Here is a 16,439-nt window from a genome sequence, read left to right as displayed (position 1 = left end):
CCCGCACCGGGCCCGTTCGACTGCGCGGCACAATGACACGCATGGTCGGCGATGGTGAGATCGGCAGTATCAGCCCAGGACGCGAGGAGTTCCGAGCGCTGGCGGCGGACCGCCGGGTGATCCCGGTGGTGCGGCGGTTGCTCGCGGACGACGAGACCCCGCTCGGGGTCTACCGCAAGCTCGCCGGGAACCGCCCCGGCACGTTCCTCTTCGAGTCCGCCGAGAACGGTCGATCCTGGTCGCGATGGTCGTTCATCGGAGCCAGCAGCGCCGCCGCCCTGACCGTCCGCGAGGGCGAAGCGTACTGGACCGGCACCCCGCCGGTCGGCCTGCCCAGCAGCGGCGACCCGCTGCAGGCGCTGCGCGAGACCGTCCGGTTGCTGCACACCGACCCGCTCCCCGGCCTGCCCCCGCTGACCGGCGGGATGGTCGGGTACATGGGTTACGACACCGTGCGCAGGATCGAGCGGCTGCCCGAGCTGACCGAGGACGACCTGCAGATCCCCGAGATGGTGATGCTGCTGGCCACCGACCTCGCGGCGCTGGACCACCACGAGGGCACGATCACGCTGATCGCCAACGCGGTGAACTGGGACGACAGCCCCGAGCGGGTCGACGCCGCCTACGACGACGCGGTGCGCAGGCTCGACGAGATGACCGAGCGGCTGCAGACCCCGGCAGCGCCGACGGTGGCGACGTTCTCCCGTCCGCAGGCGGACTTCCAGCGGCGCCGCCGGCCCGCCGAGCACCACGCTGCGGTGGAGAAGGCCAAGGAGGCGATCCGCGCGGGCGAAGCCTTCCAGGTGGTGGTCTCGCAGCGCTTCGAGATGGACACCCAGGCCGATCCGCTGGACATCTACCGGGTCCTGCGCACCACCAACCCGAGCCCGTACATGTACCTGCTCCGGCTGGACGACCCGAACGGCGGCAGCCCCTTCGACATCGTGGGCTCCAGCCCGGAGTCCCTGGTCACCGTGCACGACGGGCAGGCGACCACGCACCCGATCGCCGGTACTCGCTGGCGCGGCGCCGACGAGGACGAGGACGCGGTGCTGGAGAAGGACCTGCTGGCCGACGAGAAGGAGCGCGCCGAGCACCTGATGCTGGTCGACCTCGGCCGCAACGACCTCGGCCGGGTCTGCAAGCCGGGTTCGGTGCGAGTGGTCGACTTCTTCCGGATCGAGCGCTACAGCCACGTCATGCACCTCGTCTCGACGGTCACCGGGCAGCTCGCCGACGACAAGACGGCCTTCGACGCGATCACCGCCTGCTTCCCGGCGGGCACGCTCTCGGGGGCGCCGAAGCCGCGCGCGCTGGAGCTGATCGAGGAGCTGGAACCGACGCGGCGCGCGCAGTACGGCGGCGTGGTCGGTTACCTGGACTTCGCGGGCGACGCCGACACCGCGATCGCGATCCGCACCGCGCTGGTCCGCGACGGACGCGCCTACGTGCAGGCCGGTGGCGGCATCGTGGCCGACTCGGATCCGGAGGCCGAGGACCAGGAGTGCCTGAACAAGGCGCGCGCGGTGCTCAACGCGATCGCCACGGCCGGGACGCTGGCAGCCCCGAGCGACCGGGAGGAGGCACGCGTTGACCAGCGCGTCTGAGCCGGTGCCGCGGTCGAAGAGGTTGCTGTGGTCGGTGCTGCTGCTGGTGCTGGCCGGTGCCGGGGCGCTGTGGGGCGCTTCGGGCCTGACCTGGGTCGGCCAGCGCTACCGCACTCCGTTCGGCACCGAGACGGTCAGCGGAGCCACCGGCGCGGTGCTGCGCCCGGAGCTGGTGCCGATGGCGCTGGCGGCCCTGGCCGCCGTGGCCGCGGTCCTGGCCACCGGAGGGCTGCTGCGGCGGCTGGTGGGCGTGCTGATCGCGCTGGCCGGTGCGCTGCTGGCGTGGCGCGCCTACCAGCAGATCAGCGGTGGCTGGTTCACCCACGCCGGCGGTGACGTCCCGCCCGGCAGCACGCCGATCGGCGAGCTCTCGACCCAGCCCGCCGGGCCCGCGCTGATGGCGCTGGGAGCGGTGCTGCTGCTGATCGCGGGTGTGCTGGTCGTGGTGCGGGCCGGCCGGATGCCCGCGATGGGCGCGCGCTACTCCGCGCCGGGTGCCGCGAAGGAGCAGCAGTCCCAGGATCCGGACAGGCAGTGGTGGAACGAACTGGACGCCGGACGCGATCCCACACAGGAAGACGATCGCTGAAGGATCTCCGAGGCGGCGAAAACCGCTGCTCGACGTCGTCGGGAGCCGGACGTTCCGCTGGACAACAGGGCCAAAGGTCCTTGCTGCGCTGGGACTCCCGGCCCACCCCTTGGTAAGGGGGCAGGTCGGCGAGGTTTAGCATCGGCAATGCGACGGCACGGCGGGAAGGGGAGTGTCGTGATCGAGCGCAATGAGTTCAACCGCGCATTCAGCAGGGTCTGGGCATTGCGGGTGAGTGTTCGGGGCACAGCCGGCGAGGTGTTCGCGTGACCGTTCTGGAAGACATCATCGAAGGCGTCCGCGAGGATCTCGCGGTGCGCGAGGCTGCGATCCCGTTCGACGAGATCAAGCAGCTGTCAGCGGCGGCGGTCCCGCCGCACGACGTGCTCGGCGCCCTCAAGGCGCAGGGCGTGGGCGTCATCGCCGAGGTCAAGCGGCGCAGCCCCTCCAAGGGCGAGCTGGCGGAGATCGCCGAACCGGCGGACCTCGCGGCCGACTACTCCGACGCGGGGGCGCGCGTGATCAGCGTGCTCACCGAGCAGCGCCGCTTCGGCGGTTCGCTGGCCGACCTCGACGCGGTGCGCAAGCGGGTCCCGGCCACGCCGATCCTGCGCAAGGACTTCGTGGTCAGCCCGTACCAGGTGCACGAGGCCCGCGCGCACGGCGCGGACATGGTGCTGCTGATCGCGGCCGCCCTGGAGCAGAACGTGCTGGAAGCGCTGCTCGACCGGGTGGAGTCGCTGGGCATGGCGGCGCTGGTGGAGGTGCACACCGCCGAGGAGTCCGACCGAGCGTTGGAGGCCGGGGCGAAAATCATTGGCATCAACGCGCGCAACCTGCATACGCTCGAGGTGGACCGCGACGTGTTCGGCCGGATCGCTCCGGGCCTGCCGCAGGACATCCTCAAGGTCGCCGAGTCGGGCGTGCGCGGCCCCAGCGACCTGATGGCCTACGCGGGTTCCGGCGCCGATGCGGTGCTGGTCGGTGAGGGCTTGGTGACCAGTGACAATCCCAAGTCGGCCGTGAACCAGCTGGTGACCGCCGGATCACATCCGGCATGTCCGCGTCCGAGCCGCTGAGGCTCGGGGCGCGGAGAGCACAGGAGGTAAGGCAATGACCGTCGGGGCTGACTCCGCGCGCTCGCACCGCCAGGGCGAGCCCGTGCCCGAAGGGCACGATCCGGACGGGCGCGGGCACTTCGGCGAGTACGGCGGCCGGTTCATGCCGGAGGCGCTGATCGCGGCGCAGGACGAGCTCGCCGCCGAGTACGCCAAGGCCCAGCAGGACCCGGAGTTCCTCGCGGAGCTCGACGAGCTGCTGCGCAACTACGCCGGTCGCCCGTCGTTGCTGACCGAGGCCAAGCGCTTCGCCGAGCACGCGGGTGGTGCGCGCGTGCTGCTCAAGCGCGAGGACCTCAACCACACCGGCTCGCACAAGATCAACAACGTGCTCGGGCAGGCGCTGCTGGTCAAGCGGATGGGCAAGAGCCGCGTCATCGCCGAGACCGGGGCCGGCCAGCACGGCGTCGCCACGGCCACGGCCTGCGCGCTGCTCGGCCTCGAGTGCGTGATCTACATGGGCGAGGTCGACACCCAGCGGCAGGCCCTCAACGTCGCCCGCATGCGGTTGCTGGGCGCCGAGGTCATCCCGGTGGCCAACGGTTCGGCGACGCTCAAGGACGCCATCAACGAGGCCCTGCGCGACTGGGTCGCCAACGTCGATCACACCCACTACCTGCTGGGCACGGCGGCAGGAGCGCACCCGTTCCCGATGATGGTGCGCAACTTCCACCGGATCATCGGTGACGAGGCCCGCGAGCAGGCGCTGGCGATGGTCGGCAGGCTGCCCGACGCGGTCGTCGCCTGCGTCGGCGGCGGCTCGAACGCGATCGGGATCTTCCACGGCTTCATCGACGACGCCGACGTGCGGCTCGTCGGCTACGAACCGGCCGGTCACGGCATCGAGTCCGGTGAGCACGGCGTGACCCTCGGCGAGGGCACCCCGGGCACGCTGCACGGCGCCCGCTCCTACCTGCTGCAGGACGAGGACGGGCAGGTCACCGAGGCGTACTCGATCTCCGCCGGGCTGGACTACCCGGGCGTCGGCCCTGAGCACTCCTACCTCAAGGACACCGGCCGGGCGGAGTACCGCTCGGTGACCGACGACGAGGCGATGCAGGCCTTCCAGCTGCTCTCGCGCACGGAGGGCATCATCCCGGCGATCGAGTCCGCGCACGCCCTGGCCGGGGCGATCCGGCTCGGCCAGGAGCTGGGCCCGGACGGGCTGATCATCGTCAGCCTCTCGGGCAGGGGCGACAAGGACATGGACACCGCGGCGAAGTACTTCGGTCTCGTCGACGACGAGTCGGAGGCGTGATGAGCCTGCGTGAGGTCTTCCAGACGTGCCGCGATGAGTCGCGGGCCGCGCTGATCGGCTACCTGCCCGCCGGGTATCCGACCGTCGAGGGCAGCAAGGAGCTGTTCCAGGCGATGCTGCCGGGCGACGGGCCGGGTTGCGACATCGTCGAGGTCGGGCTGCCGTTCTCCGACCCGGTGATGGACGGGCCGACGATCCAGGCCGCCAGCGAAACGGCGCTGAAGGCCGGTTTCCGGGTCCGCCAGGTGTTCGACATCGTCTCCGCCATCGCCGATGCCGGTGGCAAGGCGGTCGTGATGACCTATTGGAACCCGGTGCACCGCTACGGCGTGGACGCCTTCGCCCGCGACCTCAAGTCGGCCGGCGGGCTCGGCGTGATCACCCCGGACCTCATCCCCGACGAGGGCGAGGACTGGATCGCCGCCACCGACGAGCACGGGCTGGACCGGATCTTCCTGGTCGCGCCGTCCTCCACGGAGGAGCGGCTGGCGCTGACCGCCAAGGCCAGCAGCGGCTTCATCTACGCCACGTCGGTGATGGGCGTGACCGGTGCGCGCGACTCCGTCGGGTCGGCCGCGTCGGGCCTGGTGGGCCGCACCCGCGCGCACACCGACCTGCCGATCGGCGTCGGCCTGGGCGTGCGCTCCCGCGAGCAGGCCGCCGAGGTGGGGCGCTTCGCCGACGGGGTGATCGTGGGCTCGGCCTTCGTGACCCGCGCGGAGCAGGACGGTCCCGCAGGCGTCCGCGCGTTGACCGCGGACCTCGCCGCGGGCGTGCGCGAAGCCTGAGCCCTCAACACGTTCTTCGCGAACGGGTCACAGGTTCGTTGTCCAGCTGTGACGCGGCGTGGGGGGTGCTCACGTGCGGTCGGGCGCCCGATACCGTAAGCACTGTGAATGCCCCGGTTGTCGCTTCGGCGAGTCCTCTGCTGACCAACATTCCCAGCCCTCCGCAGGGGGTTTGGTACATCGGTCCGATCCCGCTGCGGGCGTATGCGCTGTGCATCATCGCCGGCATCGTGCTGGCGGTGTGGATCAGCAGCCGCCGCTGGATCGCGCGCGGTGGTCGTGAGGGCACCGTCGTCGACGTCGCCGTGTGGGCGGTGCCGTTCGGCCTCATCGGCGGGCGGCTCTACCACGTGGCCACCGACTGGTACAAGTACTTCGGGCCGGACAAGAACCCGCTGGACGCGCTGAAGGTCTGGGAGGGCGGTCTCGGCATCTGGGGCGCGGTCGCGCTCGGCGCCGTGGGTGCCTGGATCGGCTGCCGTCAGCGAGGCGTTCCGCTGCCCGCGTTCGCCGACACCGTCGCGCCGGGCCTGGTCCTGGCGCAGGCCGTCGGCAGGCTCGGCAACTGGTTCAACCAGGAGCTCTACGGCGGCGAGACCACGATGCCGTGGGGACTGGAGATCTACCGGCGCATCGACCCGGGCACCGGCCTCGCCGACCCGATCGCGGGCGTGGCGGTCGACCCGACGCCGATCACCGTCGTGCACCCGACGTTCCTGTACGAGCTGCTGTGGAACGTCGGAGTCTTCCTGCTGGTGCTGTGGGCGGACCGCAAGTTCCGGATGGGCCACGGCCGCGTGTTCGCGCTCTACGTCGCCGGTTACACCGCTGGTCGCGTGTGGATCGAGATGATGCGCAGCGACGAGGCCACCCACATCCTGGGCATCCGCATCAACGTCTTCACCTCGCTGCTGGTCTTCATCGGCGCGGTCATCTACCTGCTGGTGGTCCGGGGCAAGCGCGAGGACCCGGCCCGGCTCGCGGGCAAGCCCTACCCGGAGGACATCCCGTCCACGGCAGCACCGAAGTCGGGCGACGATTCCCGCGATGGCGCAGCCGATTCCGACGCCCGGGACTCCACCGCCGAGGCGAAGCCGGACGACGAGAACCCCGAATCCAAGCCCCCGCACTCCGACACCAAGCCGGCAGACTCGGACACCAAGACGGCGGATTCGGACGTCGACACCTCGGACTCGGACACCAAGACGTCGACCGAGGACGCCAAGTCGGCGGGTTCGGAGGACACGACGGCGGACTCGGACGTCGAGTCCGCCGAGGACGAGGACAAGCCCGCGAAGTCCAGCAAGGACGGCGAGGACGCCAAGACCCAGTCCTGACCCGCTCCCCAGCACCCAGGCCGAGGCCGCGACTCCACCCAGGAGCCGCGGCCTCGGCCTTGTCGTCCCCAACACCGGGTTTCAACGCGCTTCGGCACGGGGGCTCGCGCTGGGCGGTGCCTGGCAGGTCCCAGTTTTAGTCCAAACTGAGCGGACATTTCGGGCACGAATGGTCCTCGGTTTGGACTAAAACTGGGAGATGCCGAGGTCAACGGCGGCAGGACTGTTCGCGGAGATCGGGGCCCCGACCCCGTTGAGGTTTCTGAGTGCTAGGGGTTGGGGATGTAGTGGGGAGGATCAGCCGGTGCCGGGCGTGGAATCGCGGGTGGGGGTGATGACGGGGGTGCCGTCGGGGGTGTGGAGGACCGCGGCGCGGGCGGCGTAGTGCGTGCGCAGCGCTTCCGGGGTGAGGACCTCGGCGGGGGTGCCGTGGGCCGCGGGGACGCCGTCGGAGAGCAGCAGCAGGTCGTCGGCGTACTGGGCCGCGAGGGTGAGGTCGTGGAGGGTCGTCACGACCGTGGTCCCGAGCTCCGCGCGCAGTTCGTCGACGAGGTCGAGCAGGGACTGGGCGTGCCCGATGTCGAGCCCGGTGGTGGGTTCGTCCAGCAGCAGGACGCCCGCGCGTTGGGCCAGCGACCGGGCGAGCACGGTCCGCTGCCGCTCCCCGCCGGAGAGCGTGTGCAGCGAGCGTCCGGCGAGGTGGGTGAGGTCGAGCCGGGTGAGGAGCTCGTTGACGACTTCGAGGTCGCTCTGCCCCTCGCGGCCGAGCGCGCCGAGGTGGGGCGTGCGCCCGAGCAGGATGTAGTCGGTGACGGTCAGGCCGGCCGGCAGCTGCGGGATCTGCGGCGCGTAGGCGATGGTGCGGGCGCGTTCCCGGCGGCGCAGTGACGACAGCCCGCGGCCGTCGACCAGCACCTCCCCGGTGTGGCCGAGCAGTCCGGCGATGGCTTTGAGCAGCGTCGACTTCCCGGCTCCGTTGGGCCCGATGATGCCCAGCCAGCCGCCGGTGTCCACAGTGGTCGACACGCCGGAAACCACTGTCCTGCGCCGGTATCCGGCGGCGAGGTCCCGGACCTCCAGCCCGCTCACGCACGCCTCCGGTGCAGCAGGACGGCGAAGAACGGGGCGCCGGTGAAGGCGGTGATCACGCCGATCGGGATCTCCGCCGGTGCCAGCAGCGTGCGCGCCAGCATGTCGGCGAAGACCAGGAATACCCCGCCGACCAGCAGCGACATCGGCACTACGATCCGGGAACCGCCGCCCAGCGCCAGCCGCACCAGGTGCGGCACGACGAGCCCGACGAACCCGATCAGCCCCGCCACCGACACCGCGGCGGCGGTGGCCAGCGAGGCCGCGATCAGCACCAGCGCGCGCACCCGGCCGGGGTGCACGCCGAGCGAGGCGGCCTCCTCGTCACCGGTTCCCAGCACGTCGAGCAGCCGCGCGCACAGGCACAGCACCACGGCCGAGATCGCGAGCTGCGGCAGCACGATCAGCACCTCGTGCCACCCGGTGGTGCTCAACCGCCCGAGGATCCACAGGTAGACCTGCTGCAGCGAGTCCACCCGGAGCTGCTGCAAGAACGTCTGCCCGGCGGTGAGGAAAGCGCCCACCGCCACTCCGGCCAGCACCAGGGTCGCGGTGTCACGACCTGCCGATCGTCCGACGAGCCAGGTGAGCCCGACGCCGCCGAGGGCGCCGGCGAAGGCCGCGGCCTGCACCGGGATCGACAACCCGGTGTCCGGTGCCGCGGTGATCACCAGGGTGACGGCCAGGCCCGCGCCGGCCGCTGATCCCAGCAGGTAGGGGTCGGCGAGCGGGTTGCGGAACACGCCCTGGAAGGCCGCGCCGGACACGGCCAGCGCCGCTCCGACGAGCACGCCGAGCACGGTCCGGGGGACCCGCAGCTCCCACAGGATCGCCGCTTCCCGCTCGGACAGCGGGGACACGCCGCCGGTCAGCTGAGCGACGATCTCGGCCAGCACGCGCTGCCCACCGAGCTCGGCTGCTCCCAGCAGCACCGAGAGCAGCACGCTCCCCAGTAGCAACACCGATCCGGCGGCGAGGTGCCAGGGGCGGAGCCGAGTGGGTGCGCTCAACCCTGCTGGGCCTTGCCCGCCGCCTCGCTGATGGCCCGCACCAGCTCCACGACGCGCGGTCCCCAACGGCCCGCGAGGTCGTCGTCGAGCTCCACCACGTGGTTGCGGCGGACCGCGTCGATGCTCTGCCAGCCGGGCCGCGCGGCGATCGCCGGGGCGTTGACGCCGCAGCACTTGGTGTCGGCGGCGAAGATCAGGTTCGGGTTGGCCTGCACGACGTGCTCCTGCGACAGCTGCGGGAACGGGCCGGGGGCCGAGTCGGCGATGTTGACCATCCCGAACAACGAGTAGACGTTGCCCACGAAGCTCCGCGAGGTCGCCGTGTAGAGATCGGGGCTGACCTCGTGGAAGTAGGTCATCGGCTGCGGCGGCTTGGGGGTGGCGGCCACGATGTCGGCGATCTCGGTGCGCATCTTCTGCACGAGCGCTCCGGCCTGGTTGCCGTGCCCGGTGGCCTGCCCGATCACCTGGATCTGCTGGTAGGCGTCGTCCAGGCTCGCGGCCGACGGCGTCAGCAGCACCGGCACGTCGACGGTCTTGAGCCCTTCGGCGAGCTGGGTGGCGTTGTCCGGCGCGATGACCAGGTCCGGGTCCTTGCCCGCCACGGCGGCCGCGTCGGCGTTGAAGCTGGACAGCTCGGTGCGCGGGGCGTTCGCCGGGAAGTTCGAGGCCTGGTCGACCGCGACGACCTGGTCACCGGCGCCGAGCGCGTAGAGCGTCTCGGTGGCCGATGGCGACAGCGACACGATCCGCTTGGGCTGCTGCAGCAGGGTCACCGGCTGGCCGCCCGGCAGCGAGACCTTCGCGGGGAAGGCCGAGGCGGGATCGTCGGGCACCACCGGTACCGGGGAGGGCTGGCGGGTCGCGCAAGCCGTGATCATGGTGAACAGGGCGAACGCGGCCATCATCAGGGCGGCGAGACGACGGAACCCGGTCATGTCTTCCCTCGGGTCGGAGCTGGCGAACGAGCGCTCACCGTGGTGAGTGCCCTGAGCTGGAAAGATATCAGCAAAGATCAGGCCTTGGCGTTGCTGGAGGTCACACCAGCGCGAGAGGTGCACAGGCGGCGACGCAGCAGGTAAATTCGATGACGGGCCGTGTCCGACGACGAGTGGTTCGCCCTCGCGAGCAGCCCGCCGATCGGTGCGGGGCCGTGTGATGTGTTCAGGCCGCCACACCGCCCGCGACGTGACGCCGTGGTCTCGGTGGTGCCTCTGAGCAGCCAATTCGCCGACGAGCAGTCAGCGACAGGCGCAACAACAAGATGGTCGGCATCACGTTTCGTGTTGGTGCTTCCGGGTGTCCCGGCTGTAAAGTTTGCTCAACGCTCCGGTTACAGCGAACGGGCGAGCGCGCCCGACCTCATTTTCACGGCAGAACCGGATCTTTCAGCTGCGGGCCAAAGCCGTCCCGTGCCCAGAAGTCGAAGAAGTCAGGTCAACGGCCGACCGCCGACTTTCACGCACGAGTATGACGAGGAGGGCTGCGCAGTGGTCTTCTCTGCGATCCCAGCGGCACGGGGTTTGTACGACCCTGCAGCCGAGCAGGACTCCTGCGGTGTGGCCATGGTCGCCGACGTCCGCGGTCGGCGTTCGCACGGCATCGTCGCCGATGCGCTGACCGCCCTGGCGAACCTGGAGCACCGCGGTGCCGCGGGCGCCGAGCCCACCAGCGGTGACGGCGCCGGCATCCTGCTGCAGCTGCCCGACGAGCTGCTGCGCGCCACGGCGGGCGTCGCCCTGCCCGAACCCGCGGCCGATGGTTCGAGCCGCTACGCCGCCGGGATGGCGTTCCTGCCCGCCGACGCCGGGCAGCGCGAGCGCGTGGTGGCCCTGGTCGAGCGGATCGCGGCGGAGGAGGCCCTGGAGGTCCTGGGGTGGCGGGACGTGCCCACCACGCCGGACGGCGCGGACGTGGGTACCACGGCACGCGAGTGCATGCCGCACTTCGCGACCCTGATGGTGGCCGGGAAGGACGGCGAGTCGGGCCTGGCGCTGGACCGGCTGGCCTTCTGCCTGCGCAAACGCGCCGAGCGGGACGCGGCGGCGGAGGACCTGGAGCTGTACTTCCCGTCGCTGTCGGGTCGCACGTTCGTCTACAAGGGCATGCTCACCACCGGGCAGCTGCCCGCGTTCTTCCCCGACCTCACCGACGAGCGGCTGGCCAGCGCCATCGCGCTGGTGCACAGCCGGTTCTCCACCAACACCTTCCCGTCGTGGCCGCTGGCGCACCCGTTCCGCTACGTGGCGCACAACGGCGAGATCAACACGATTCGCGGCAACCGCAACCGGATGCGGGCTCGCGAGGCGCTGCTGGACTCCGACCTCATCCCGGGGGAGCTGTCGCGGCTGTACCCGATCTGCGCCGACGACGCGTCCGACTCGGCGTCCTTCGACGAGGTCCTGGAGCTGCTGCACCTCGGCGGCCGATCCCTCCCGCACGCGGTGCTGATGATGATCCCGGAGGCGTGGGAGAACCACGCCGAGATGGACCCCAAGCGCAAGGCGTTCTACCAGTTCCACGCCAGCCTGATGGAGCCGTGGGACGGCCCGGCGTGCGTCACCTTCACCGATGGCGCGCTGGTCGGCGCGGTGCTGGACCGCAACGGACTGCGCCCGGCCCGCTGGTGGCGGACCTCCGACGACCGCGTGGTGCTGGCCAGCGAGTCCGGCGTCCTGGGCGTGGAGCCCTCCGACGTGGTGGCGAAGGGGCGCTTGCAGCCGGGCCGGATGTTCCTGATCGACACCGAGCAGGGCCGCATCGTCGACGACGAGGAGTTCAAGACCGAGCTGGCCTCCGAGCACGCCTACGACGAGTGGCTGCACGCCGGGCTGCTCAACCTCGACGAGCTCGCCGACCGCGAGCACGTGGTCAGCACCCACGAGTCGGTGGTGCGCCGCGAGCTGTCCTTCGGTTACACCGAGGAGGAGCTGAGCCTGCTGCTCGCCCCGATGGCCACCGGCGGCGCCGAGCCGCTGGGGTCGATGGGCGCGGACACCCCGCCGGCTCCGCTGTCGCAGCGCTCGCGGATGCTCTACGACTACTTCGTGCAGCAGTTCGCGCAGGTCACGAACCCGCCGCTGGATGCCATCCGCGAGGAGATCGTCACCTCGGTGGCGCGGATCATGGGGCCGGAGCAGAACGTGCTGACCCCGTCCGCGGCGTCGTGCAGGCACGTCGTGCTGCCCAACCCGGTGATCGACAACGACGAGCTGGCCAAGCTCATCCACATCAACGACGACGGCGACCTGCCCGGGTTCGCCACGTCGGTGATCTCCGGTCTGTACGAAGTGGACGGTGGTGGGCAGGCGCTCGCCGAGGCCATCGAGCGGGTCCGGGCCGAGGCGTCCGATGCCATCGCCGGTGGTGCGCGGGTGCTGGTGCTCTCCGACCGCGACTCCGATCACCGGCTCGCGCCGATCCCGTCGCTGCTGCTGGTGTCGGCCGTGCACCAGTACCTGATCCAGACCAAGGAGCGGCTGCGCGTCGCCCTCGTGGTGGAGTCCGGCGACGCCCGCGAGGTGCACCACGTCGCCGCGCTGCTGGGCTACGGCGCGGCGGCGGTCAACCCGTACCTCGCCTTCGAGGCCATCGAGGACATGGTCGCGACCGGCCAGATCTCCGGCGTGCGACCGAAGATCGCCGTCCGGAACTACGTGCAGGCCCTGGTCAAGGGGGTGCTGAAGGTGATGTCCAAGATGGGCATCTCCACCGTCGGCGCCTACACCGCCGCGCAGGTCTTCGAGGCGGTCGGCCTGTCGAAGGACATCGTGGAGTCCTACTTCCTGGGCACCACCTCCAAGCTCGGCGGAGTCGGCCTGGACGAGCTGGCCGAGGAGGTCGCGCAGCGGCACCGCAGCGCCTACCCGGACAACCCGACCGAGCGGGTGCACCGGAAGCTGGAGATCGGCGGCGACTACTCCTACCGCCGTGAGGGCGAACTCCACCTGTTCACCCCGGAAACCGTGTTCCTGCTGCAGCACTCGACGAAGACCGGTCAGTACGACAAGTTCCGCGAGTACACCTCGGAATGCGACCGGCTCGCCGCCGAGGGCGGGACGCTGCGCGGGCTGTTCGGGTTCGACAGCGGCCGCGAGCCGATCGACGTCGACGAGGTCGAACCGGCTTCGGCGATCATGAAGCGGTTCTCCACCGGTGCGATGAGCTACGGCGCGATCTCCGCCGAGGCCCACGAGGTCTTGGCGATCGCGATGAACCGCATCGGCGGCAAGTCCAACTCGGGTGAGGGCGGCGAGGACGTCGACCGGCTCCACGACCCGGAACGGCGCTCGGCGGTCAAGCAGGTGGCCTCCGGTCGTTTCGGCGTGACCAGCGAATACCTGGTCAACGCCAGCGACATCCAGATCAAGATGGCCCAGGGTGCCAAGCCCGGTGAGGGCGGTCAGCTGCCCGCGCACAAGGTGTACCCGTGGATCGCCAAGACGCGGCACTCCACGCCGGGCGTCGGGCTGATCTCGCCGCCGCCGCACCACGACATCTACTCGATCGAGGACCTGGCGCAGCTGATCCACGACCTCAAGAACGCCAACGAGCAGGCCCGCGTGCACGTCAAGCTGGTCAGCGAGGTCGGCGTCGGCACGGTCGCGGCGGGCGTGTCCAAAGCGCACGCCGACGTCGTGCTCATCTCCGGCCACGACGGCGGCACCGGTGCCGCGCCCCTGACCTCGCTCAAGCACGCGGGGACGCCGTGGGAGGTCGGGCTCGCCGAAACGCAGCAGACGCTGCTGCTCAACGGCCTGCGCGACCGGATCACGGTGCAGTGTGACGGTGGTTTCAAGACCGGCCGCGACGTCGTGGTCGCCGCGCTGCTGGGTGCCGAGGAGTACGGCTTCGCCACCGCTCCGCTGGTGGTGGAGGGCTGCATCATGATGCGGGTCTGCCACCTCGACACCTGCCCGGTCGGCGTCGCGACCCAGAACCCGGACCTGCGCAAGCGTTTCACCGGTCAGGTCGAGCACGTGGTGAACTTCTTCGAGTTCATCGCCCAGGAGGTGCGGGAACACCTGGCGCAGCTGGGTTTCCGGACGCTGGACGAGGCCATCGGCCAGGTCTCGGCGCTGCGCCGCGACGAGGCCGTGCAGCACTGGAAGTCCCGGGGTCTGGACCTGGAACCGGTGTTCACCGAACCGCGGACCCCCTACTCGCCGGTGCGCCGCCGGGTCCGCGAGCAGGACCACGGTCTCGACCGGGCGCTGGACCGCACGCTGATCCAGCTCGCCGAGGCGGCGCTGGAGGACGCGCGACCGGTGCGTCTGCAGCTGCCGGTGCGCAACGTCAACCGCACCGTCGGAACCCTGCTCGGCGCGGAGGTGTCCCGCCGCTTCGGCGGTGACGGGCTGCCGGAGGACACCATCCACGTCGAGCTGGAGGGCTCGGCCGGGCAGTCGCTGGGCGCCTTCCTGCCTTCCGGCATCACGCTGGACATGGTCGGCGACGCCAACGACTACGTCGGCAAGGGCCTCTCCGGCGGGCGGATCGTGGTCCGTCCCGACCCGCGGTCGGCGTTCCGAGCCGAGGACCAGGTCATCGCCGGCAACGTCATCGGCTACGGCGCGACCGGCGGTGAGATCTACCTGCGCGGCCAGGTCGGTGAGCGCTTCGCCGTCCGCAACTCCGGTGCGCAGCTGGTCTGCGAGGGGGTGGGCGACCACGCCTTCGAGTACATGACCGGCGGCCGGGCGGTCGTGCTGGGCGGCACGGGCCGCAACGTCGGGGCCGGCATGTCCGGCGGCATCGCCTACGTGCTGGACCTGGACCCGGTGCGGGTGAACACCGCGATGGTGGATCTCAAACCGCTGAGCGCCAAGGAGCTCAAGTGGTTGCACGAGGTCGTGCACCGGCACCACGAGCTGACGGGGTCGGCCGTGGCCGCGTCGCTGCTGGGTGACTGGCGGCGTCGTTCGGCGGCCTTCACCAAGGTGATGCCGCGCGACTTCCAGCGAGTCCTGGACGCCATGCGGATGGCCAAGGTCGAGGGCAGGGACGTGAACGAGGCGATCATGGAGGCTTCCCGTGGCTGACCCCAAGGGCTTTCTGAAGCACGCGCGGACCAACGCTCCCAAGCGCCCGACCGACGAGCGGCTGGGCGACTGGCGCGAGGTCTACGCCGCGCTGTCCACCGAGGACCGCAACGAGCAGGTCGCCACGCAGGCGGCGCGGTGCATGGACTGCGGAATCCCCTTCTGTCACTCGGGTTCGGCGGGCTGCCCGCTGGGCAACCTCATCCCGGAGTGGAACAACATGGTCCGCCGAGGCCAGTGGGAGATGGCCGGGGACCGCCTGCACGCGACCAACAACTTCCCGGAGTTCACCGGCAAGTTGTGCCCGGCGCCGTGCGAAGCCGGTTGCGTGCTGGCGATCTCGCCGGAGGCCGGAGGTGCGGTGGCGATCAAGCGGGTCGAGGAGACCATCGCCGAGGTCAGCTGGGAGAACGGCAACGTCCCGCCGCAGCTCTCCGAGGAGCGCACCGGCAAGCGGGTCGCCGTGGTCGGTTCCGGACCGGCCGGCCTGGCCGCCGCGCAGCAGCTGACCCGAGCGGGCCACGAGGTGACCGTCTACGAGCGCGACGACCGCATCGGCGGGCTGCTGCGCTACGGGATCCCCGAGTTCAAGATGGAGAAGTCAGTCCTGGACCGGCGTCTCGTGCAGATGCGCGACGAGGGCACGCGATTCATCACCGGGTGCGAGGTCGGCGCGGACCTGACCGTGGCGGACCTGCGCGCCGGCTACGACGCCGTGGTGCTGGCGGTCGGCGCGCTGCGCGGGCGCGACGACACCACCGTCCCGGGCCGCGAGCTCGGCGGTGTGCACCTGGCGATGGAGCACCTGGTCCCGGCCAACAAGGAGGTCGAGGGCGACGGCCCGTCGCCGATCTCCGCCGAGGGCAAGCACGTCATCATCCTCGGTGGTGGTGACACCGGTGCCGACTGCTACGGGACCGCGACCCGTCAGGGCGCGTTGTCGGTGACGCAGCTGGACAACTACCCGCAGCCGCCCACTGAGCGCGACGACGAGCGCTCGCCGTGGCCGACCTGGCCGTACATCTTGCGCACCTACCCGGCGCACGAGGAGGCCGGTGAGCGGAAGTTCGCCGTGTCCATCGAGTCCTTCGCGGGCGACGAGGACGGCAACGTCCGCGCGGTGCGGCTGCGCCACGTCGAGGTCCGCCGCGACGAGAACGGCCGCCGCCAGGTGGTTCCGGTCTCCGACGAGGTCGAGGAGCTGCCCTGCGACCTGGCGCTCCTGGCCATCGGTTTCGAGGGCGTCGAGCACATGCCGCTGCTGGACGGCCTGGGCATCGAGCTCACCCCGCGCGGCACGATCGGTTCGGGCTCGAACTGGGAGACCACCGCCCCGGACGTGTTCGTCTGCGGTGACGCCCACCGCGGCGCGTCGCTGGTCGTCTGGGCCATCGCCGAGGGCCGCTCGGTCGCGCACGCGGTGGACAGCCACCTGATGGGAACCTCCGAGCTCCCGTCCCCGGTCCACCCCACCGCGCTCCCGCTCGCGGTCTGAGGCGACCATCACGCGAAACCCCGGCAATCCTCGTGCGATTGCCGGGGTTTCGTCGTCCGGTGTGGGGTGTTCGTCCTGTTGCTCGGGGTCGAGTGGGGTAGTTCACG

The 16,439-nt window shown here is 70.9% G+C and carries 11 protein-coding genes; 8 read left to right on the top strand and 3 right to left on the bottom strand.

Annotated elements, in window-relative coordinates; translation table 11 throughout:
• Positions 1-41: 41 nt before the first annotated feature.
• The 6 genes from FHU35_RS06590 to lgt all read left to right on the top strand — a co-directional run bounded on the left by FHU35_RS06590 (position 42) and on the right by lgt (position 6,697).
• Positions 42-1,607, top strand: a complete 1,566-nt coding sequence (locus FHU35_RS06590; protein ID WP_145737453.1) for an anthranilate synthase component I — start codon at positions 42-44, stop codon at positions 1,605-1,607.
• Positions 1,591-2,196 carry a Trp biosynthesis-associated membrane protein gene (locus FHU35_RS06585; RefSeq protein WP_145737452.1) on the top strand — a complete coding sequence of 202 codons (606 nt, stop codon included), beginning with the start codon at positions 1,591-1,593 and terminating at the stop codon, positions 2,194-2,196. Before FHU35_RS06590 ends, FHU35_RS06585 begins: the two co-directional genes overlap by 17 nt.
• 266 nt (positions 2,197-2,462) lie before the next feature.
• The gene (gene trpC / locus FHU35_RS06580; protein ID WP_145737451.1) at positions 2,463-3,275 is read left to right on the top strand and encodes an indole-3-glycerol phosphate synthase TrpC; all 813 of its coding nucleotides are present in this window, start codon (positions 2,463-2,465) and stop codon (positions 3,273-3,275) included.
• Positions 3,276-3,309: 34 nt separating this feature from the next.
• Positions 3,310-4,572 carry a tryptophan synthase subunit beta gene (gene trpB / locus FHU35_RS06575; RefSeq protein WP_145737450.1) on the top strand — a complete coding sequence of 421 codons (1,263 nt, stop codon included), beginning with the start codon at positions 3,310-3,312 and terminating at the stop codon, positions 4,570-4,572.
• Positions 4,572-5,360, top strand: coding sequence for a tryptophan synthase subunit alpha (trpA, locus tag FHU35_RS06570; RefSeq protein WP_145737449.1), 789 nt, complete (start codon positions 4,572-4,574; stop codon positions 5,358-5,360). The genes trpB and trpA overlap by 1 nt, the downstream gene beginning before the upstream one ends.
• A 104-nt stretch (positions 5,361-5,464) precedes the next feature.
• Positions 5,465-6,697 carry a prolipoprotein diacylglyceryl transferase gene (lgt, locus tag FHU35_RS06565; protein WP_145737448.1) on the top strand — a complete coding sequence of 411 codons (1,233 nt, stop codon included), beginning with the start codon at positions 5,465-5,467 and terminating at the stop codon, positions 6,695-6,697.
• A gap of 297 nt (positions 6,698-6,994) precedes the next feature.
• Here the strand turns inward: lgt and FHU35_RS06560 are convergent, their stop codons facing one another.
• The 3 genes from FHU35_RS06560 to FHU35_RS06550 are packed head-to-tail and all read right to left on the bottom strand — an operon-like array spanning position 6,995 to position 9,734.
• Positions 6,995-7,786, bottom strand: coding sequence for an ABC transporter ATP-binding protein (locus FHU35_RS06560; protein WP_145737447.1), 792 nt, complete (start codon positions 7,784-7,786; stop codon positions 6,995-6,997).
• Entirely contained in the window at positions 7,783-8,796 is a 1,014-nt protein-coding gene (locus FHU35_RS06555) for a FecCD family ABC transporter permease (protein WP_145737446.1), read from the bottom strand. The genes FHU35_RS06560 and FHU35_RS06555 overlap by 4 nt, the downstream gene beginning before the upstream one ends.
• Positions 8,793-9,734, bottom strand: a complete 942-nt coding sequence (locus tag FHU35_RS06550) for an ABC transporter substrate-binding protein (protein ID WP_145737445.1) — start codon at positions 9,732-9,734, stop codon at positions 8,793-8,795. The genes FHU35_RS06555 and FHU35_RS06550 overlap by 4 nt, the downstream gene beginning before the upstream one ends.
• 552 nt (positions 9,735-10,286) lie before the next feature.
• Here FHU35_RS06550 and gltB point away from each other — a divergent pair.
• Together gltB and FHU35_RS06540 are read left to right on the top strand one after the other, a co-directional pair.
• On the top strand, positions 10,287-14,837 hold the full coding sequence (gltB, locus tag FHU35_RS06545) for a glutamate synthase large subunit (protein ID WP_145737444.1): 4,551 nt from the start codon (positions 10,287-10,289) through the stop codon (positions 14,835-14,837).
• Positions 14,830-16,332 (top strand): glutamate synthase subunit beta, encoded by a 1,503-nt coding sequence (locus tag FHU35_RS06540; RefSeq protein ID WP_145737443.1) that lies wholly within the window; start codon positions 14,830-14,832, stop codon positions 16,330-16,332. The genes gltB and FHU35_RS06540 overlap by 8 nt, the downstream gene beginning before the upstream one ends.
• Positions 16,333-16,439: the final 107 nt, after the last annotated feature.

This window comes from Saccharopolyspora dendranthemae (assembly GCF_007829955.1).
In the GTDB taxonomy this organism is placed as follows: Bacteria; Actinomycetota; Actinomycetes; order Mycobacteriales; family Pseudonocardiaceae; genus Saccharopolyspora; species Saccharopolyspora dendranthemae.
Note: the sequence above shows the minus strand (reverse complement) of the source record. Positions and strands in the feature narration are given on the sequence as shown.